Below are 19500 nucleotides of genomic sequence, written 5' to 3'. Positions count from 1 at the left end.
CACATTGATGAGGAAATGGTTATTCCCTTTTAAGTCAATGTAACGCAGAAGTGGAAACACTGAGAGCACTCACGCAGTGCGGGTTTCAAAGCCCTTTATGCTACGTTGAATGTTTTCGATATAGAATAACTATTAGCTTCAAATATTCGCCTTGCCTACAGTGCTTTGAACTCCCGCTGAATTATCAGATACTTATACGGAATGGTATTTGGGTCGCTTTTTTGTTTTACGGCTATTTAATTTTAGTTAAATGACTTAGCTCGTCGTGATACAAAGCGATGCTTTTGTTGTGTTTTTAATTTTTATATCTTTTGTTTCTCAATTGTTTGAGCTGCATCAAGTTGTAATGTAAATACGTGTAAAGAAACTTAAATAAAAATAATTCTCATTTATATTGCTGCCAACTTTGTTTGATATCCATTTTGAGGTTGGCCATGTCACTACTTTCTCGTTCTTTTAAAGTCTCACCTATTTGTGTAGCAGTTGTCTCTGCTCTAGCTCTTGCCCCAGCTGTTGCCGATGAGACCAAGACTGAAGCAGTCTCTAGCACAAATATAGAGCGTATCTCGGTGACGGGTCGTAGCTTCAATGACTACAAAGTTGGCAGCGCTTCCGGCGCCATGCGTGGCGACATAAGCCTTATGGACACCCCACAGTCTGTAGCGGTTATTCCTGATTTTATTACCGACGAACAGCTAGCTACAAACTTATCTGAAGTATTGGTAAACGATTCTAGTGTCACAGGCGGTTCTGAGAAGTGGAACCGTCAGGTGTTCAGTATTCGTGGTTTCGAACTTTCTTCAGGTTCAGGTTACTTGATTAATGGTCAGCAGCAGTGGTCTCACTATGTACAGCCTATCGAGACCCTGCAGCAGGTCGAAGTACTAAAAGGTCCATCTAGCATGCTTTATGGTCAGTCGGGTCCTGGTGGCTTGATTAATATGGTCACTAAGAAGCCTACCTATGACACTGTTTTCGACCTTGGTTTCGATACCGATGAGCATGGCTCAACCCGTTTTCAGCTAGATGCCGGTGGCGCAATTAATGAAGCTGAGACCATTCGTTATCGTACAGTATTGGTCAAGCAGGACTCTACCTATTGGAGAGAGTACCAAGATGGCACTAACCAGGAGCGTGATCGCTGGTTAGGATATCTGAACCTTGAATTTGATATTACCGACGATCTTTTGTTATCACTTAAATACGATCACACCCAAGATAAGACAGGTATCGACCGCGGTGGTTGGTTAGATAGCAGCGGTGATTTGATCGGCGGCGAAGATATCATTTGGGATCAGCCTTGGGCCTTTACCGATAACACCATCACTAATATGGGCGCGGATATCACTTACTTCATCAGTGATGATTGGAAAATTAAAGCGGGTTATAACGAGCAGCAGTTTAATCGCCAGCGTCTGGATTCCTCTCCATCATTAATGAGTGGTTCAGAAGATCCATTTACCGATGGTTATTATGTGAGCCCATTCGATCGTTACGATGATTGGCAGCACAAGACAGGTTACGTCGACTTTGTCGGTAATTTCTCTACTGGTGGGCTAGATCACCAATTCCTGATTGGCGCTAACATGTTGGATTACTATTATGGTCAGCTAAAAGATTCTGGTGCGAAGAAACAACTTGTTATGCCAGGGCAACCATTGCCTAAGCCGGATCTTGATTACAATAATGATGAGACTCTTTACGAGAGCGAATACAAGCATTATGGTTTCTATATTCAGGATTTGATCACCATTAATGATGAGTGGCAGGTATTGGCAGGTGTTCGCTATGACGAGCAGAAGAAAGAGGGGGCTGGTAACAATAGCTACGCCGTATCACCTAAGTTTGGTGTTATCTATTCGCCGGCGGCAAACGGCAGCATCTATGTCAATTACTCTAAGAGTTTCACCCCGCAGGGTATCGTTAACAACGATGAAGATGCTAGCAATGGTATGAATCTTGACCCTGAATACGGTGAACAGTATGAGATCGGTACTAAGTGGGAGTTGTTTGACGGTAGCCTATTACTAACTGGTGCTATATTTGATATCACGGTATCAAATGTTACGGTTCAGCAGGAACTTGAAACCCCTGATCCTGAAGGTAATATCTACATGACTACTCAGGAAGGTGAGCAACGTCATAAAGGTTTTGAGATGGGCGCTCAAGGTCAGGTCAGTGATAACTGGTTTATGACAGGTTCTATGATGTATCTAGATGCTGAGTACGTCACAAGCACCAGCGATAAGAAAAACTTAGATGGCATGACTCCGGTCGATGCCCCTGAATGGTCGGCTAACATCTGGACCCGTTATGAGATGACAGATAACCTGGCACTTAACTTCGGTGCCATCTATGTGGGTGAGCGTTTCGCTAATACAAGCAATACAGTGACTAAAGATGGTTACGTACGTTTCGACATGGGCGCAGCATACACCATGGATGTGATGGGCAGCGATGTCAGTGTTCGCTTAAATGTTAAGAATCTATTCGATGAAGAATATCTGGCCGGCGGTACAACTACCGATGTAACTGTTGGCGAGGGACGTCACTTCGGTCTGGCGTTAGAAGCTAAGTTCTAATTCTAACGTAAACGCTAAGCTTACATTTAATAGGAAGGCAGCCAAGTGGCTGCCTTTTTCATTTATGGGGCTTTCGAGCATCAGTTATGAATAAAATACAATCGAATTAGTTGACTATAATTTGTCTAATTAATTGCAAATATGTTTCGTTTGTCTATAATCCTGCTTTCGAAACGAAACTTAAGTGAAACTTTAATGACTAAACGTAATACTCAGCAGCGACGTCATACCATAATCACCCTCTTAAATGAGAATGGTGAGGTGAGTGTCGATGAGCTGGCATTACGTTTCGAAACGTCTGAAGTCACTATTCGTAAAGATCTCAGCGTATTAGAAAAAACGGGCCTGTTACTACGTCGCTATGGTGGTGCCGTTTCGGTTCCTAGAGAGATGACTCAAGTTGCTACCGAATCGATATCCATGAACAAGCAGAGTATTGCTAAGGCGGCAGCCAGACTGATTAAAGATCACAATCGCATTATCATAGATAGCGGTAGTACTACCTCGGGTCTAGTTCAAGAGCTAGGCAGCAAACGAGGTTTGGTGGTGATGACTAATGCCCTGCAACTTGCCTGTGCTATCCACGAGTTAGAGCATGAGCCGACGCTCTTGATGACGGGCGGAACCTGGGATCCTCATTCTGAATCTTTTCAGGGCCAGGTTGCCGAACAGGTATTACGCTCCTATAACTTCGATCAACTCTTTATCGGTGCCGATGGTATAGATATCGAGCGTGGGACCACGACTTTCAATGAGTTAACTGGGCTTAGTAAGGTGATGGCCGAAGTTTCCCGTGAAGTCATCGTTATGCTTGAGTCCGATAAGATAGGCAGACGCATTCCAAATCTTGAGCTGCCCTGGGGTGATATCAGCGTCATAGTCACAGATGATAAACTTCCCGATGAGGCAGCTGAAAAAATTTCCGAGCAAGGCGTACGTGTGATCGTCGCGCCTTATTCAAACTAATCCAAATTTTCGATTTTAACTTTTCAATTTATATAACACTTTAGGTATTAATATGTGCGGAATTGTTGGCGCGGTAGCGCAAAGAGATGTGGCTGAAATACTAGTCGAAGGTTTACGTCGTTTAGAGTATCGCGGCTATGATTCGGCAGGTGTTGCGGTAATTAACAATGCAGAGTTAACGAGTACTCGCCGTGTGGGTAAGGTTCAGGAACTATCTAGCGCACTAGAGGCTGCGCCTTTAAGCGGCGGAACCGGTATCGCTCACACTCGTTGGGCTACTCATGGTGAGCCCAGTGAACGCAATGCACACCCTCATCAATCACAAGGTGATATTGCGGTTGTTCATAATGGCATCATAGAAAATCACCACAAGCTGCGCGAGATGCTAAAAGGCTTAGGTTATAGCTTCGCCTCAGATACTGATACCGAAGTTATCTGTCACCTGGTTCATCACGAGCTTAAGTCACATAAGACTCTACTGGCAGCGGTTCAGGTCACGGTTAAACAGTTGGAAGGCGCCTATGGCACTGTGGTTATCGATCGCCGTGACAGTGACCGCATGATTGTCGCTCGCTCGGGTAGCCCCTTGGTTATCGGTTATGGCTTAGGTGAGAACTTTGTCGCCTCGGATCAGCTGGCACTACTTCCTGTTACCCGCTCTTTCTCATTCCTCGAAGAGGGAGATGTTGCCGAAGTGACTCGTCGCAGTGTAGATATCTATGATATCGACGGTAATGCGGTTGAGCGCGAGGTTAAAGAGTCTGAAGTGACCCATGATGCTGGTGATAAGGGCGAATACCGTCACTATATGCTCAAGGAGATCTATGAGCAGCCACTGGCCTTGAGTCGCACCATAGAAGGACGTATCGCCAATAAGCAGGTATTAGATACTGCCTTCGGTGACAATGCCGCCGAGTTCCTTAAAGATATTAAGCATGTGCAGATCATCGCCTGTGGTACTAGTTATCATGCCGGTATGGCCGCACGTTACTGGTTAGAAGATTGGGCCGGTGTTTCATGTAATGTGGAAATTGCTTCCGAGTTCCGTTACCGCAAGTCGCACATGTTCCCTAACAGCTTGTTGGTGACCATCTCTCAGTCTGGTGAGACGGCTGATACCTTAGCCGCGCTACGTCTGGCGAAAGAGATGGGTTACAAGGCCACCATGACCATATGTAACTCCGCCGGATCGTCTCTGGTACGTGAGTCTGATATGGCTTATATGATGAAAGCGGGCGCCGAGATTGGTGTTGCCTCGACTAAGGCCTTCACGGTTCAGTTAGCCGGTTTGCTTATGCTAACGGCCGTTATCGGACGTCATAATGGTATGTCCGATGATATTCAGGCTAAGATAACTCAGAGCCTGCAGTCTATGCCTGCGAAAGTAGAACAAGCACTTGGGCTAGATACTGCAATTGCCGAGCTGGCCGAAGATTTTGCCGACAAGCACCATGCACTCTTCCTTGGCCGCGGCGATCAGTACCCCATAGCCATGGAAGGGGCGCTCAAGCTCAAAGAAATCTCCTATATTCACGCCGAAGCTTATGCATCGGGTGAGCTGAAACATGGCCCATTGGCGCTTATCGACGCCGATATGCCAGTGATAGTGGTTGCACCTAATAATGAACTACTAGAAAAGCTTAAGTCGAATGTCGAAGAGGTGCGTGCTCGTGGCGGTCTGATGTATGTGTTTGCCGATGTAGACGCTGAGTTCAAATCTGATGACACCATGAAGGTGATTCCTGTGCCTCACTGTGATGAGTTTATGGCAGCGCTTATCTATACTATCCCAATGCAGTTACTCTCGTATCATGTTGCCCTAATCAAAGGAACCGACGTTGACCAACCGCGTAATTTGGCGAAGTCTGTGACGGTTGAATAACGAGTGATTTTTCTCTAGTAGCATCATAAAAAACCGCCTAAATGGCGGTTTTTTTGGTTTTATCACTGACTAGATTATTCGGCTAAAAAGCGTTGACTAAAGGCGGTTGTGGTCACCTTAAGTCAGTTTTAATATATGTGTATCGTCACAGTTTTACTTATTTTGCGGGTTCAATTTGTTTGTTTTTGGTTAAATTTGAGTTGACTGTGTGCTCTTTGTGTTTTAATTAAGGTTTATTTAATATTAAGTCAGCTTTATCAGCGGGATTTGCTTTCATTCGATAGCCTCTTCTTGCTATTCTCCGCTTCACATCACGTTCTGAATATTTTTTATTCGATCTATTTAACGATTTTAAGCCCAGTCGGACGCGTTCATTGAAATTGACTCTTTGCCAATTCCTTGTTGAAAAGTTGAACTCAGCAGCAAGGTTTTCCAATATAGGTAAGCCAAACTTAACTCTATTTCTAGGGTCAGTGTTTTTGCTGTCTCTGTCTGACGGTTTATCTGTGTCTGTTGGTGGCTATGTCGATATCAGCGAATTGGTGGCTTTGAGTGATGGTTTGTTTGCCGAATGCTTGGGGGTGAGCTTATTTAGTCTCTTGATAAATCCCTTAGTCATTGAGATTTTGTGGCGATTAATCCACCTTATTTTCAAATACCTTAACAGCTTAGGTTTAAGTAACTCCTTCCCTGTATTATCTTCTCCAGAACTAAGCTCCATCGAGCACACGGCACACGGTTGCCGCGCCCCTCCAGCATAAACTTATCTTTCTCGTTCAAAATTTAGCTATTTGCTAATTAAAGCAGATCTTTGAATTACCGATTGAGCCGACTTAGGTTGGACTCTTATGGACTTCCTGTCTGTTTTATCTGCGTTAAGCCACTACTGTACGGCTACCCAATATCTATGGATTGAGTCGTAAACTATTAAGGTTAGAGGAATCTTCCTTTGTTAATTAGAAATTTAAGTAAAGCAGCACTGGCCGCATTGACATTTATGCTGGCTGGTTGTGAAGGCGGTGTGCTGGATCCCAAGGGGCAAATTGGCATAGATGAGAAACATCTCATCATTGTGGCCACTCTCTTGATGCTGATTGTCGTTATCCCAGTTATTTTCATGACGTTATATTTTGCATGGAAATATAGGGATGGTCGTGATCACGAAATTTATGCGCCGAAATGGGCGCACTCGAAAACGATTGAAATCGTTGTCTGGGTGGTACCTATTATTATTGTCATTATATTAGGAGTCATTACCTGGACCTCTACTCATGATCTGGATCCTTATAAGCCGTTAGATCATGAAGCTACACCTATCACGGTTGAAGTCGTTTCTCTCAATTGGAAATGGCTGTTTATCTATCCTGAGTTGGGTGTTGCCTCGGTTAATGAAGTGGCTTTTCCTGCCAATGTACCGATTAATTTTAAAATCACTTCAGATACGGCAATGAATTCATTCTTCATTCCTCAGTTAGGCAGCCAAATTTACTCTATGGCTGGCATGGCGACTCAGTTACATCTGATTGCCAATGAACCTGGTACCTTCGATGGCATTTCGGCTAATTATAGTGGTGCTGGATTTGCTGATATGAAATTTAAAGCTATTGCTACACCGACAGCTAAAGACTTCGATGTCTGGGTAGCCAAGCTTAAACAGCAGGGAAAGAGACTCGATCCCCAAAGTTATCAGCAACTCGCTGAGGAAAGTAAGAATAATCCTGTCGAATATTACGGCTCAGTGAGCAAGGGTATGTTTAATCATATCGTTATGCAGTATATGCATCACGATATGGATATGGACATGTCACATCATTCTGGACATTCATCCTCTAAAAATGAGGGGGCGGAGTAATCATGTCTTTTTTCGGAAAATTAACATTAGAATCAATCCCATATGATGAACCCATCATAATGGTGACCCTAGCGGCTGTCGCTGTGATAGGGATGATCATCGTGGCTTTGATCACTAAAAATAAAAAGTGGGGCGTGTTATGGAACGACTGGTTTACCTCAGTCGATCATAAACGCTTAGGTATCATGTATATAGTGTTAGCAATGGTGATGCTTATTCGTGGCTTCTCTGATGCCATCATGATGCGTACACAGCAAGCATTAGCCACTAATGGCGCAGCGGGTTATTTACCGCCTGAGCACTATGACCAGATCTTCACGGCTCACGGAGTCATCATGATTATCTTTATGGCTATGCCATTTATGATAGGCCTGATGAACATAGTGTTGCCGTTGCAGATTGGTGCTCGCGATGTTGCCTTCCCATTCCTGAACAACTTAAGCTTTTGGCTCACCGCATCGGGTGCCCTGTTGATCAATCTCTCATTGGGCTTAGGTGAATTCGCTAAGACTGGCTGGGTAGCTTATCCGCCATTGTCTGAGCTGTCGTTCAGTCCCGGAGTTGGAGTAGATTACTATATTTGGGCCTTGCAGATATCCGGGATAGGAACGACCTTAACCGGGGTTAACTTTATCGCCACAGTGCTCAAGATGCGTGCACCTGGGATGAAGTTGATGCAGATGCCTATCTTCACCTGGACTTGTACCTGGGCCAACATTCTGATTGTGGCATCTTTCCCAATCTTAACTGCTGTGCTGGGCATGTTGACCTTAGATCGTTATTTGGGTTTCCACTTCTTTACCAATGATGGTGGCGGTAACGCCATGATGTACATCAATCTGTTTTGGGCTTGGGGTCATCCGGAAGTTTACATTCTAGTTTTACCAGCTTTTGGTATTTTCTCCGAGATCATCTCGACGTTCACTTCTAAGCGTCTGTTTGGCTATACATCTATGGTTTGGGCTAGTGGTGCCATCTCCATCTTAGGCTTTATTGTCTGGTTGCATCACTTCTTCACCATGGGGTCGAGTGCTAACGTTAACGCCTTCTTTGGTGTGATGACCATGGTCATTGCTGTGCCAACCGGAGTTAAGTTATTCAACTGGCTATTTACTATCTATCGTGGTCGTTTACGACTAACTGCACCTGTGTTGTGGACTTTAGGCTTTATGACGACTTTCACCGTAGGTGGTATGACTGGCATCTTGTTAGCCTTGCCGGGAGCTGATTTTGTATTGCATAACAGTATGTTCTTAGTCGCTCACTTCCATAACACCATCATAGGCGGTGCGGTATTTGGTTACTTCGCTGGCTTCGTTTACTGGTTCCCGAAAGTCATGGGCTTCAAGCTTAATGAACGTTTAGGTAAGTCGGCATTCTGGTGTTGGTTGGTTGGTTTCTACTTTACATTTATGCCTCTGTATGTGCTTGGCTTCTTAGGTATGACTCGTCGTGTCAACCACACTGATAACCCGGCTTGGAATTTCTGGCTTTATGTTTCTGTGGTGGGAGTCTTTATCATCTTCTCTGGCGTGATATTGCAGTTTGTACAACTGTATGTGAGTTTCCGTGATCGTGAGCAAAACCTGGATACCACAGGTGATCCATGGAATGGCCATACATTAGAGTGGTCAACCTCATCACCACCTCAGTTCTATAACTTTGCTAAGTTCCCTAAAGTGTCAGATATAGACACCTTTACCGACATGAAGGAGAAGGGTGAGGCTTATCAGCGTCATGAAAGTTATCAGCCAATCCATATGCCTAAAAATACCTCTAGCGGTATCTTAATGGCCTTAGGTATTACGGCCGCTGGTTTTGCCGCTATTTGGCACATTCTTTGGTTGGCTATCGCTGGAATGCTGGGTGCCTTCGCGGTGTTCCTGTTCCGTGCCTATAGCAATGACCATGATTATTATGTTCAACCTGATGAAATTGCCAGAATTGAAAATGCGCACTTAGATAAGGTTGCAAGGGGGCTGACATGAGTATTGCTATCCGAGCAGATTTAGAAGTTGTACAGGCTGAAGAGCATCATGACGAACATCATGATGCCAGTGGTAATACGCTATTAGGTTTTTGGATCTATCTGATGACCGATTGCATCTTGTTTGCTTCGGTTTTCGCAACCTATGCCGTGCTCTTTATGAATACCGACGGCGGTGTTTCCGGTAAAGATATTTTCGAATTGAACTTCGTCGCAATCGAAACCGCTGCACTGCTGATCAGTAGTATTACCTTTGGCTTCGCATTAATTTGCGCTAAGCACCAGAAGAGAGCTGCAACCTTGATCTGGTTGTTGATCACTTTTGTCTTAGGTTGTGCGTTTATCTCCATGGAAATCTATGAGTTCCATCATCTGATCGAACATGGTAACGGACCTCAGCGTAGTGCCTTCCTGACTGCTTTCTTCACCTTAGTTGGCATGCATGGTTTGCATGTGACTGCCGGACTTATCTGGATGGCGATCATGATGTTGGAAGTCACTAAGTCGGGTTTAAATAACCGCAGCATCACACGTTTGGGCTGCTTAAGCTTGTTCTGGCACTTCCTAGATGTGGTTTGGATCTGTGTCTTCACCGTGGTTTATTTATTGGGGATGCTGTGATGAGTCAAGCACATACAAGTGAAAGTCTTACTTCAGATGATTTCATGGCTAGCGTTAAATCTTATCTCGTAGGCTTTGTGTTATCAGTTATCTTAACCGGCATTCCATTTTGGGCGGTCATGACACATCACTTCGAGAAGCCTATAACCTTAGGTTTAGTGTTGGTGATGGCTATAGTGCAGATAGTGGTGCATTTAAAGTACTTCCTGCACTTGGACTTCTCTAAAGAAGGCAAGATCAATACATTCTCATTCCTATTCACCGCCTTGATTATTGTCATGGTCGTGGGCTTATCGGTGTGGATTATCTACGAAGCTAACGCTTTGATGATGTAGGGAAACAATCATGAATAATCAAGGTTTGAGTATGTCTGCAAAATTGAAGTCACGTCTACAAGCTTATGTTCAGGTCACTAAACCTGGCATTATCATGGGGAATCTGATTTCTGTCGCTGGTGGCTTCTTGTTAGCCGCTAAAGGCAACGTGGATTTGACCTTGATGTTTACAACCATGATTGGCTTGTCCTTGGTGGTAGCTTCGGGGTGCTCGATCAATAATTGTATCGATCGCGATATAGATGCCAAGATGCAGCGCACTCGCAATCGAGTCACAGTGACCGGGAAGCTCTCTGTGCGTGCCGTGATGATTTATGGCATAAGCTTAGGTGTCATCGGTTTTGGCATGTTGGCGATATTTACCAATAGTCTGGCGGTTCTATTTGCCGCCATTGGCTACATAGTCTATGTGGGTGTTTATAGCCTGTATATGAAGCGTCATTCCGTATATGGCACCTTAGTCGGTAGCTTCTCGGGAGCGGTGCCGCCAGTTGTTGGCTATTGCGCCGTCAGAGGTGAGATGGATGCGGGAGCTGTTATCTTGCTGCTGATGTTTAGCTTATGGCAGATGCCACACTCCTACGCCATTGCTATTTTTCGTTTCAATGATTATGCCGCCGCCAATATACCTGTGTTACCGGTGGCAGAAGGGATCACTAAGGCTAAATTGCATATCGTGCTCTATATTGCGGTATTTGCTTTAGTGGCAGCTTTACTGCCGTTGGCGGGTTATACGGGAATCGCCTTTATGGCGGTTACTTTTGCTACCAGCTTGTGGTGGCTGGCCATGGCGTTGAGAGGTTATCGCCATGGTACTAATCTGCAGAGCTGGGCACGTCAGGTGTTTGGATTTTCCATCGTGACCATTACCGCTTTGAGTGTGACCATGGCACTGGATTTTCAACCCGTTGTGCAAACACCTCTTTTTAGCTTGGTAAATTAGAGAGATGTAGCGGAATATCGAATGAAAATACCGCCTGATTGGCGGTTTTTTTTACTCTGTCGGTGAGCCCGGAGGTATTGATTGCCATAGATGATGGTGTTTCGATGCTCCATACCTGTATGGGGCGCGTTAATACCATTCCATATAAGTATCTGGTCAGTTCAGAGGCTCTCAGTTTTTTTCAATTCAAGGCACATTGATGAGGAAATGGTTATTCCCTTTTAAGTCAATGTAACACAGAAGTGGAAACACTGAGAGCCTCACGCAGTGCGGGTTTCAAAACCCTTTATGCTACGTTGAATGTTCTCGATATAGAATAACTATTAGCTTCAAACATTCGCCTTGCCTACAGTGCTTTGAACTCCCGCTGAATGTTCAGATACTTACTCGGAATGGTATCGTTTAGCTAGGGGGCTTTTTGTTTAAGCTACCCCTTTCAGCTGCACCTTTATCTTTTGATATTTTAATATCAAAATTGTCCAGTAAAAGCAGAGTATCTGCAATTGCGGCTTTCAATTTTGATGATGGTGGTAAGCCCTGTGTTCTGGCTTGTCCTAAAGATTCGCGTCGGGTAACGCACTCGAGCAATACTTCAAGGCTTTCAGTGTTATCTACAGAGATCGGTGGTAATTTCTTAGATGTTGCTTTGTTATAGATTTCGAATTCGTTTTTAAGGTGTTCCTGAACTTCTTTCATTCTTTCCATATGAATTTTGACCTTATTTGCGATAAACCCATACTTCCTAAGCTATCTCATTAGCATGATTGAAACAAGTCACCTTTATGGCGTATGAGGATATTAAATACAAGCTAACCGAACTCGCCGCTGACATAGCCTTGGGTGCGTTTGTCGTTGGGCTGATTAAACACTTGAGATGTTTCGCCGTGCTCAACGAGCTCACCCATCCAGAAGAAGGCTGTCTTGTCAGAAATTCGCTTCGCCTGGTTCATGGAGTGAGTCACAATCACTATGGTGAATTTTTTACGCAGTTCATCCATCAACTCCTCAATCTTGTGAGTGGCAATAGGATCCAGTGCGCTGGTAGGTTCATCCATCAAGATCACCTCGGGCTGCATCGAGATTGCCCTGGCAATGCAGAGACGTTGCTGCTGTCCGCCCGAGAGGCCAAATGCGGCAGAGTCCAGGCGGTCTTTAACTTCGTCCCACAGTGCTGCGCTTCGCAGCGACTCTTCAACCACAGCGTCTAATTTCCTCTTATCCTTGACCCCCTGCGCTTTTAAGCCGAAGGCGACATTTTCATAGATACTCATGGGGAAAGGATTTGGCTTTTGAAATACCATGCCGACACGCATTCTAAGCTGCTTAACGTCGACATTCGCATAGATGTCTTCTCCATCAAATTTTACGTCGCCGGTGATCTTTACCCCTTCGACCAGATCATTCATGCGGTTTAGGGTTCTGAGTAGTGTCGACTTACCGCAACCAGAAGGTCCTATAAGTGCCGTTACCTGACGTGATGGGATCTTCAACGAGATATCTTTCAGTGCCTGATTATCACCATAGAAAAGGTTAAGGTTACTCACTTCAAATTTATTCATGTTACTGGCCTTCTTTAAGATTTAATTCGCGTGGCAATAAACTTGGTTGCCAGATTCAAAATCAGAACGAGTACAATCAAGACGGTTGCGGTTGCATAAGCTTGATCCCATTCATGTTGAGTAAAAAGTTCTTGTGTCAGCTTATACAGGTGCACGGTCAAGGTGCGGCCCGAATCTAACACCGACTCGGGGATTTGAGTCACCATGCCAGCGGTTAAGAAAACCGGCGCCGATTCACCTATGACTCGACCTATGCTTAATATCACTGAAGTGACGATTCCAGGCATGGCACTGGGTAATATGAGCCGCCATATGGTGTAGATTTTTGAGCTGCCTAAGGCGTAACCGCCTTCACGATAGCTCATAGGCACAGCAAGCAAGGCTTCCTCTGTGGTACGAATGAGTACAGGTAGTATCAACATGGCTAAGGTGAGTGAGCCTGCAAGTATTGAGAAGCCTAAGCCTAAGGTGGTAACGAAGAAAGTCATACCAAATAGGCCGTATACGATAGAGGGAATACCCGCCAAAGATTCGGTACAGAAACGGATAGTCTTAACTATTTTGCTGCCTGGCTTGGCATATTCAGTAAGGTAGATGGCTGTCATTATGCCGATGGGTGCCGCTATCGCCAGAGATAGCCCTACCATGTAGACCGTCGAGACTATCATGGCCCAGATCCCGGATGCTTCACCTATGCGGGTATAGGCACTGGTGATAAATTCCCAACTCACATAAGCCAGTCCATTGCTAAGAATGTGCCACACGACCCAAAGCAAGAATAGAATGGTGATTGCCGCTGAGCCCCAAATAGCGGCCAGTAATAGTTTGTCTTGAGTGTCTCTGTTGAAAATACGTTTATCTTGAAGCATTAGTAGCTCCTCTTACGGTTCAGGTATAACAGACTTGCATTGAGTAACACGATAAACACCAAGAGCACTATCCCGGTCGAGTAGAGGGCACTTCCATGAATACCTGTGGCGTAAGACATCTCCATGGCTATGTTGGCGGTCAGGGTTCTGGCTGGTTCAAGTAAGGAACCCGGCATAGCGGGAGCATTACCCATGACCATTATTATGGCCATAGTTTCGCCGATAGCGCGGGCAATACCCAGAGCCACACCCGTGAAGATACCGCTACGCGCGGCAGGAATAAGAACTTTGAATATGCTGTAGATATGGGAAGCGCCTAGTGCCAGGGCTCCTTCTTTATATACACTAGGTAGCGCGCGTAAGGAGGTTTCTGAAATCGTGATAACCGTAGGCAAAATCATTATTGCCAGTACTATGATCCCGGCCAGAATTGTATTACCAGCCGGAATATTAAAAAGAGTCTCTATGGTAGGCACTATGATAACCAGGCCAAAAAAACCATAAACGACTGATGGAATACCCGCAAGCAGCTCTACTGCAGGCCTAACGATATTGGCCAGCCATCTTGGGGCGAGTTCTGCGAGAAAAACAGCCGTAAGAATCGCAATCGGAACACCTATAATCACAGCGCCAGCCGTAGAGATAAGCGTGGCGACGATCATAGGGAATATGCCATATAGGGCTGGTGGTAACCACTCTCTGCCGAGGACCATATCTAGCACACCAGCTTGGTTAAAGGCGGGTAATCCTTCTTGAAAGACAAACCAACCTATGGTCGCTACAGAGACTACGCCAACCATAGCGCTGGCAAGAAAGAGTAGATGAAAGAATAGTTCCTTCCAATCATATTTTTTCGCAGGAGCGAGCTCTAGTCCTGTGGTACGGACTTTACTTGCTGTATTCATCACTTTGCCTCGGGAGCTGATGTTTCGTCTATTTGAGAGATAAATTTATATAAAAGAATTCAAGCAGCAAAGAGGAGCTAGGCTCCTCTGTGTCTTTATCCGCTCATTACTGAACTCGGATATAGCCCTCTTCGGCAACTATGCTCTGTCCATCTTCAGATAGTATGTAGTTAACGAAATCCTGAGCATTGATATGCGCATTTTTATCTATTAACACAATGAATGGACGAGCAATTTGATAGTCACCAGCCGCAATACTGGTATCTGTTGCGGCAATACCGTTTACATCCAGGGCGCGAAGCGAGTCGTCTATACTGCCCAATGAGATGTAACCTATGGCGTATGGGTTATTGGCAACAATAGTCTTGATCATACCGTTACCATTACCAACTTGGGCCCTAGGTGAGATAGCCGTGACTTTATGGCCATTAACGGTTCGTTGAAGTTTCATTATCTCTTCGAAAGCACCACGAGTGCCGGACCCATTCTCTCGAGTGACAACGACAATGGGTTTAGCTTCGCCGCCAACTTCACTCCAGTTGCTAATTTCACCACGATAGATCTTCGAGATCTGTGCTTGAGTCAGGTTTTTTACTGGGTTGGCATTGTTGACTGCCGCAGCAATTCCGTCTCTAGCGATGACAATCTCTTTAGTATCAGAGTTCAATTCACTCTGTTTAACATTACGGGATGACATTCCTATCATGCTGGTGCCGTCTTTAGCTGCACGGATGCCGGCGGAAGAACCGGTACTCTGCACTTCAATATTCTTGTTCGCTACTTTTTGATAGTTTTCGGCGAGGACTTCCATCACATGTGCAACAGAGGTCGAACCCGATACCGTCACTGTGCTTGCCTGAGCAAGTGGTGCTGTCAATAAGCTAACAGCGGCTAATAAACCAATAACTTTTTTCATCACAAGTTCCACTCTTATTAAGTCGTCATACAAGTTCAAATTAGGACTTCCTCTCTTGGAAGCAAGCGCATTAAGACAGACTTATATGACAGCTAAGTTACAGTGTCTTCGGTGGGGCTTTAGTCATGGCAAGGTGAGGAATTCAGTTGATCGTTTTTTGTTGCGCACTTGTGGGTTTCACTCTTCTTGTATCGATTTTTATACGAAGAGTTCTTAAGGTTAGATGTGAAGCCTTGAGTCAATGACTATGGGAGGTTAGAGCTAGTTTTGAGACCATATATAGGTATGTTTCTCGTGGCCTTTATATCGGGTTAAGCTTATTTTAAGTTTGGCTGTGGAATTTGTTAACAAGTCTTTTTAGCTACTAATTGATAAAATTTTTGTGAAGCTTTTATGACAAGAGTTTGATTCACTATCTAATGATGGCGTTGGTTAAACTTGCCATCAGCATGACTACTCGTTAGCTGACAGAAACAAGTTAATAGTCGCCGATAGGCTTGCTCAAAGATTAGTAATCTAGTTTACGAGTAAGCTTTCTTGTTGCTGCTCTATTTTTTTCCATACTTTTTCATGGAAGTAAAAAACAACGGTATTAACAGCAGGCTCGATTAAGGCGATGGCTCCACCTAAGATTACGCTACCGGTTAGCAGGTAAGTAACAGTAAATGCGACTGTGAAGTGTAAAATGGCAAAGGTGAATGTTTTAGTCATGGTGAGAGCCTCTCGGTAATATTTAACTAAATGATAATCGTTATCATCTGTGTAATAAAGAGGATTCCCTAGATAAGCTTAATTATATTTACCGATTAGAATTTGGTTTTAACGTTTGTTCTGTCGATTTTGTGGATAGGCTAAATGATGACCTTGGCTGGAAAATAAAAGAGCCATCGATAACTACGGCTCTATTTAGATAAAAAAATTGCTCGCTTACTCACATTAGAATAAAGAGGTGCTAGTAGTGCCAGGGGAACTTACTGAAGTCTTGATCGCGTTTCTCGAGGAAGGCATCTCTTCCTTCTTTCGCTTCTTCGCTTGCATAGGCTAAACGTGTGGCTTCTCCGGCAAAGAGTTGCTGTCCGACCAGACCGTCATCAGCCATGTTGAAGCCATATTTCAGCATGCGCATCGCCGTCGGCGATTTAGAGTTGATCTCTCTCGCCCAATTTAGCGCTTCAGTTTCAAGTTCGGCATGAGGGATAGAGCGGTTAACCATGCCCATATCGAAGGCTTCATCTGCGCTGTAGTTAAAGCCAAGGAAGAAAATTTCTCGAGCACGTTTCTGACCTATCATCTTCGCCAGATAGGCGCTGCCATAACCTGAGTCGAAACTTCCCACATCTGGATCTGTCTGTTTAAAGATGGCATGTTCTTTCGAAGCCAGAGTCAGGTCGCAAACGACATGCAGACTATGACCCCCGCCCACGGCCCATCCTGGAACGACTGCAATAACCACCTTAGGCATGAAGCGGATTAAACGCTGAACTTCGAGTATGTGTAAACGACCCATACGTGCAGGATCCGGTTTACCTTCTTCGACACCTTCATATTTATAGCCGTCTTTACCGCGAATACGCTGATCCCCACCGGCGCAAAAGGCCCAACCTCCATCTTTAGCCGAAGGACCATTGCCTGTAAGCAGAACACAGCCAACATCAGACCACTGCCTTGCGTGATCCAGCGCGATATAGAGTTCATCGACGGTTTTAGGCCTGAAAGAGTTCCGGCACTCAGGACGGTTAATTGCAACTCGTACCGTTCCTTGATCTTTGGCCCTATGGTAAGTAATATCTTCGAAATCGAATCCGGAAACCTGTTCCCACAGAGTGGGATCAAATATGTCTGAAACCTGCTGGGTCATTGCTATAGCCTTTTCAACGTTATACCTAATGGCATTTGTGTCCAAAGGCTAGGCGGAAAGCGAACCTAGGTCAATGATAGGCAGAGATAAATGCCGTTTGAACCTAGAATCATGAATAAAGCTATTGGGAATTATTTGATAGGGATTATCTGAGCTTGTCGCAGATATATTGCAGGTTATCCCGGCTTAAACTCTCGTGTCTTGGGGCTGAGCCACTACAATATTCATCTTTAAATGATTGAACGCTGTATTCGGATTCCAATATATCATCGAGCGCTCCGAGCTCCCCGGTAGACATGCGTTGGGATATCTCTTTCTTGAGTTGAGATGTCTTATTATCCACCCTGATTATCTTAGTGCCTCTCATGGCATCTAGCTTGCGTTCTATCTTCTGCAGAAGGGCATCTGTCTGTGCCATTGGTTCATCTAACTTATTGGTCTCTGTTGCCAGGTAATACAGCACACCAGCTCCTAACCCTAATATTATCCAGCCTCTCATTTTTAAATCCAACTTTGTTTATTAGATGTACTATAGGGGTATAATAAGCTAATTTTCGTGCAAGATTAAAGCGGTAAGGTTACAAAGATGAGCGCAGACTCTAATAATAAGGATTATTCTAAGGCTAAGCGGATTAAAATCCACCAACCGGATGCTAGTAAAGCAGATAGGTTTAACCCCCGCAATAGAATTTACGTTAGAGCTATCAACGGCCTGTGGACTAAGCTCAGGAGAAGACTAGGTTGGATTACCATGTCATTTTTTCTCATACTTCCCTGGATCCCTTGGGGGAACCGTCAGGCGGTGTGGTTTAATCTGGCTGAGCAGAAATTTCACATATTTGGACTCACCATCTGGCCGCAAGATCTGACACTCCTGGCTGCACTATTTACTATAGCCGCATTCGCACTCTTTTTCGTGACGACTTACCTCGGCCGGGTTTGGTGTGGGTTCACCTGCCCGCAGACTGTTTGGACCTTTATCTTTATCTGGTTCGAAGAGAAGTTGGAGGGAGCGAGAAATAAACGTATGAAGTTAGATCAGTTGCCCTGGAATTTTAATAAACTATGGCGCAAGGCTGCTAAGCATACGGCATGGATTGCGATATCCCTATTGACGGCAATGACCTTCGTCTCTTACTTCGTTCCGAGTAGAGAGGTATATATAGAAGTCTTTACCCTGAATGCAACTGGGGGCATCTATTTCTGGGTGGCACTCTTTACCTTAGCTACCTATGGTAATGCCGGCTGGATGCGAGAGATCATGTGTATTCATATGTGTCCCTATGCTCGTTTTCAGGCGGTGATGTTTGATAAGAACACCTTTATAGTCGGTTACGATACTAAGAGAGGCGAGACCCGTGGTCCTAGATCTCGTAAGGCTGATCCAAAAGAACTTGGTTTAGGTGACTGTATCGATTGTGATCTGTGCGTTCAGGTTTGTCCGACAGGAATCGACATTAGGAACGGTCTGCAGTATGAGTGTATTAACTGTGGTGCCTGTATCGATGCATGTGACAATACCATGGATAGAATGGGATATAAGAAAGGCTTAATCTCATATACCACAGAGAATAAGCTCGAGGGTATTAAAGAGAAGGTTCTTAGGCCTAAATTAGTCGGCTATGGTGTAGTGTTAGCGGCGATGATATTGGTCTTTGTCTATGCCAGTGCAACCATAGCGCCAATTAGAATTGATATCATCCGAGATCGTAACCAGTTATTCAGGGAGAATAACGATGGACTGATCGAGAATACCTTTACTATAAAGATCCTCAATAAAACCGAACAAGCCCATGAATATAAATTGTCGGTGCAAGGTCTACCTGAGTATCAATGGTTTGGTCCACAGCAAGTCAAAGTCGCTGCGGGGGAAGTGTTAACCTTGCCTATCAGTGTAGCTGTCGACCCTGTAGAGCTTTCACATCCCATGATCAAAATTGATTTCAAGGTCACGACGACAAATACCGCAGACAATGAGTTAATAGAAGCAACGCAGGAGTCTCGCTTCTTTAGCCAATAGTATTAGCTAATACTATAAGCACTACTCGCTAAATCAATAGCGAGTAAAGATCAAATAAAAGGAGCTAAGGCTCCTTTTTGGTTTATATAGTCCGTTACAAGCCCATATTTGTAGCTTAAGTAAGCTCATCGTCCGTAAAACACCCACTCGGAAGTTATTAGCTAATTTTCTTAAGTTTAGCCCTTGTGCTCACATCGAAACTCCC

18 protein-coding genes are annotated in these 19500 nt (G+C 44.6%); 10 read left to right on the top strand and 8 right to left on the bottom strand.

Annotated features, from left to right (window positions below):
- Positions 1-434: 434 nt before the first annotated feature.
- From FM037_RS28105 to cyoE, 9 genes are all read left to right on the top strand, one after another.
- Positions 435-2582: a TonB-dependent siderophore receptor gene (locus FM037_RS28105; RefSeq protein ID WP_144048718.1), complete on the top strand. Its 2148-nt coding sequence runs from the start codon at positions 435-437 to the stop codon at positions 2580-2582.
- Positions 2583-2777: 195 nt separating this feature from the next.
- The gene (locus FM037_RS28100; RefSeq protein WP_144048717.1) at positions 2778-3548 is read left to right on the top strand and encodes a DeoR/GlpR family DNA-binding transcription regulator; all 771 of its coding nucleotides are present in this window, start codon (positions 2778-2780) and stop codon (positions 3546-3548) included.
- Positions 3549-3600: 52 nt separating this feature from the next.
- Positions 3601-5430: a glutamine--fructose-6-phosphate transaminase (isomerizing) gene (glmS, locus tag FM037_RS28095; protein WP_144048716.1), complete on the top strand. Its 1830-nt coding sequence runs from the start codon at positions 3601-3603 to the stop codon at positions 5428-5430.
- 374 nt (positions 5431-5804) lie between these two features.
- Complete coding sequence (locus FM037_RS28090) at positions 5805-6191, top strand: hypothetical protein (protein WP_144048715.1); 387 nt, start codon at positions 5805-5807, stop codon at positions 6189-6191.
- A 188-nt stretch (positions 6192-6379) separates the two neighbouring features.
- A complete protein-coding gene (gene cyoA, locus FM037_RS28085) occupies positions 6380-7282 on the top strand; it encodes a ubiquinol oxidase subunit II (protein WP_144048714.1) in 903 nt (300 codons plus the stop codon).
- A gap of 2 nt (positions 7283-7284) precedes the next feature.
- Positions 7285-9270, top strand: coding sequence for a cytochrome o ubiquinol oxidase subunit I (gene cyoB, locus FM037_RS28080; protein ID WP_144048713.1), 1986 nt, complete (start codon positions 7285-7287; stop codon positions 9268-9270).
- Positions 9267-9890 (top strand): cytochrome o ubiquinol oxidase subunit III, encoded by a 624-nt coding sequence (cyoC, locus tag FM037_RS28075; protein ID WP_144048712.1) that lies wholly within the window; start codon positions 9267-9269, stop codon positions 9888-9890. The genes cyoB and cyoC overlap by 4 nt, the downstream gene beginning before the upstream one ends.
- Positions 9890-10225, top strand: coding sequence for a cytochrome o ubiquinol oxidase subunit IV (cyoD, locus tag FM037_RS28070; protein WP_144048711.1), 336 nt, complete (start codon positions 9890-9892; stop codon positions 10223-10225). The genes cyoC and cyoD overlap by 1 nt, the downstream gene beginning before the upstream one ends.
- 10 nt (positions 10226-10235) lie before the next feature.
- Positions 10236-11168 (top strand): heme o synthase, encoded by a 933-nt coding sequence (cyoE, locus tag FM037_RS28065; RefSeq protein ID WP_144048710.1) that lies wholly within the window; start codon positions 10236-10238, stop codon positions 11166-11168.
- Between the two features lie 402 nt (positions 11169-11570).
- Here cyoE and FM037_RS28060 read toward each other — a convergent pair whose 3' ends face one another.
- The 8 genes from FM037_RS28060 to FM037_RS28025 form a co-directional block, all read right to left on the bottom strand.
- Positions 11571-11873 (bottom strand): hypothetical protein, encoded by a 303-nt coding sequence (locus FM037_RS28060; RefSeq protein ID WP_144048709.1) that lies wholly within the window; start codon positions 11871-11873, stop codon positions 11571-11573.
- Positions 11874-11977: 104 nt separating this feature from the next.
- Positions 11978-12727 carry a phosphate ABC transporter ATP-binding protein PstB gene (gene pstB / locus FM037_RS28055; protein ID WP_144048708.1) on the bottom strand — a complete coding sequence of 250 codons (750 nt, stop codon included), beginning with the start codon at positions 12725-12727 and terminating at the stop codon, positions 11978-11980.
- A 14-nt stretch (positions 12728-12741) separates the two neighbouring features.
- A complete protein-coding gene (pstA, locus tag FM037_RS28050; protein WP_144048707.1) occupies positions 12742-13596 on the bottom strand; it encodes a phosphate ABC transporter permease PstA in 855 nt (284 codons plus the stop codon).
- The gene (pstC, locus tag FM037_RS28045; protein WP_144048706.1) at positions 13596-14501 is read right to left on the bottom strand and encodes a phosphate ABC transporter permease subunit PstC; all 906 of its coding nucleotides are present in this window, start codon (positions 14499-14501) and stop codon (positions 13596-13598) included. Before pstC ends, pstA begins: the two co-directional genes overlap by 1 nt.
- 106 nt (positions 14502-14607) lie before the next feature.
- Positions 14608-15417 carry a phosphate ABC transporter substrate-binding protein gene (locus tag FM037_RS28040; RefSeq protein ID WP_144048705.1) on the bottom strand — a complete coding sequence of 270 codons (810 nt, stop codon included), beginning with the start codon at positions 15415-15417 and terminating at the stop codon, positions 14608-14610.
- 516 nt (positions 15418-15933) lie between these two features.
- Positions 15934-16128, bottom strand: coding sequence for a DUF2061 domain-containing protein (locus tag FM037_RS28035; RefSeq protein ID WP_144048704.1), 195 nt, complete (start codon positions 16126-16128; stop codon positions 15934-15936).
- Positions 16129-16369: 241 nt separating this feature from the next.
- On the bottom strand, positions 16370-17275 hold the full coding sequence (locus tag FM037_RS28030) for a 1,4-dihydroxy-2-naphthoyl-CoA synthase (RefSeq protein ID WP_144048703.1): 906 nt from the start codon (positions 17273-17275) through the stop codon (positions 16370-16372).
- A gap of 145 nt (positions 17276-17420) precedes the next feature.
- A complete protein-coding gene (locus tag FM037_RS28025; protein WP_144048702.1) occupies positions 17421-17774 on the bottom strand; it encodes a hypothetical protein in 354 nt (117 codons plus the stop codon).
- Between the two features lie 87 nt (positions 17775-17861).
- On the opposite strand from FM037_RS28025, the gene ccoG reads away from it, so the two are divergent.
- Positions 17862-19295, top strand: a complete 1434-nt coding sequence (gene ccoG / locus FM037_RS28020) for a cytochrome c oxidase accessory protein CcoG (protein WP_144048701.1) — start codon at positions 17862-17864, stop codon at positions 19293-19295.
- The last annotated feature ends 205 nt before the right edge of the window (positions 19296-19500 follow it).

The organism is Shewanella psychropiezotolerans (genome assembly GCF_007197555.1).
Lineage (GTDB): Bacteria > Pseudomonadota > Gammaproteobacteria > Enterobacterales > Shewanellaceae > Shewanella > Shewanella psychropiezotolerans.
This window is presented reverse-complemented; position numbering and strand designations above follow the sequence as displayed.

Bases quoted from the DNA above. Each gene is read 5' to 3' on its own strand.
- FM037_RS28105 (WP_144048718.1), top strand. From the start codon at position 435: ATGTCACTACTTTCTCGTTCTTTTAAAGTCTCACCTATTTGTGTAGCA.
- FM037_RS28100 (WP_144048717.1), top strand. From the start codon at position 2,778: ATGACTAAACGTAATACTCAGCAGCGACGTCATACCATAATCACCCTC.
- glmS (WP_144048716.1), top strand. From the start codon at position 3,601: ATGTGCGGAATTGTTGGCGCGGTAGCGCAAAGAGATGTGGCTGAAATA.
- cyoB (WP_144048713.1), top strand. From the start codon at position 7,285: ATGTCTTTTTTCGGAAAATTAACATTAGAATCAATCCCATATGATGAA.
- cyoC (WP_144048712.1), top strand. From the start codon at position 9,267: ATGAGTATTGCTATCCGAGCAGATTTAGAAGTTGTACAGGCTGAAGAG.
- cyoD (WP_144048711.1), top strand. From the start codon at position 9,890: ATGAGTCAAGCACATACAAGTGAAAGTCTTACTTCAGATGATTTCATG.
- cyoE (WP_144048710.1), top strand. From the start codon at position 10,236: ATGAATAATCAAGGTTTGAGTATGTCTGCAAAATTGAAGTCACGTCTA.
- FM037_RS28060 (WP_144048709.1), bottom strand. From the start codon at position 11,873: ATGGAAAGAATGAAAGAAGTTCAGGAACACCTTAAAAACGAATTCGAA.
- pstB (WP_144048708.1), bottom strand. From the start codon at position 12,727: ATGAATAAATTTGAAGTGAGTAACCTTAACCTTTTCTATGGTGATAAT.
- pstA (WP_144048707.1), bottom strand. From the start codon at position 13,596: ATGCTTCAAGATAAACGTATTTTCAACAGAGACACTCAAGACAAACTA.
- pstC (WP_144048706.1), bottom strand. From the start codon at position 14,501: ATGAATACAGCAAGTAAAGTCCGTACCACAGGACTAGAGCTCGCTCCT.
- FM037_RS28040 (WP_144048705.1), bottom strand. From the start codon at position 15,417: ATGAAAAAAGTTATTGGTTTATTAGCCGCTGTTAGCTTATTGACAGCA.
- FM037_RS28035 (WP_144048704.1), bottom strand. From the start codon at position 16,128: ATGACTAAAACATTCACCTTTGCCATTTTACACTTCACAGTCGCATTT.
- FM037_RS28030 (WP_144048703.1), bottom strand. From the start codon at position 17,275: ATGACCCAGCAGGTTTCAGACATATTTGATCCCACTCTGTGGGAACAG.
- FM037_RS28025 (WP_144048702.1), bottom strand. From the start codon at position 17,774: ATGAGAGGCTGGATAATATTAGGGTTAGGAGCTGGTGTGCTGTATTAC.
- ccoG (WP_144048701.1), top strand. From the start codon at position 17,862: ATGAGCGCAGACTCTAATAATAAGGATTATTCTAAGGCTAAGCGGATT.